Annotated in this window: 1 protein-coding gene; it reads left to right on the forward strand. The window is 69.8% G+C overall.

The features are described from left to right. A partial coding sequence (locus EN914_RS38135; RefSeq protein WP_164779314.1) for a DNA-processing protein DprA occupies positions 1–414 on the forward strand: 414 nt, incomplete at both ends.

Raw genomic sequence — 414 nt, forward strand, 5'->3', positions numbered from 1 at the left:
CATTTCGGAGATGCCGTTCGGCTGGCAGCCGCGCGCTCAGGATTTTCCGCGCCGCAACCGCCTTGTCGCGGGTGCGGTCCTTGGGCTGGTGGTGGTCGAGGCAGCGCAACGCTCTGGGTCCCTGATCAGCGCCAGGCTTGCCGGCGAAATGGGCCGACTGGTCTTCGCTGTACCGGGCTCACCGCTCGATCCACGCGCCGCCGGCGCCAACGGCCTGCTCAAGGAGGGCGCCACCCTGGTCACCGAGGTATCGGATATTTCCAGGGCAATCGCGCCGCTGACCGGCATGCGAGCGCCCGACGTGCCGCCGTTCGAAGAGCCGCCCGACTTCTTGGCCGCACCACCGCCCCGCGAAAGCGACCGCGCCCGCGTCATCGAGGCACTCGGCCCGACGCCCGTCTCGGTCGACGAGAT

Source organism: Mesorhizobium sp. M7A.F.Ca.CA.001.08.2.1 (genome assembly GCF_003998455.1).
Lineage (GTDB): Bacteria > Pseudomonadota > Alphaproteobacteria > Rhizobiales > Rhizobiaceae > Mesorhizobium > Mesorhizobium ciceri.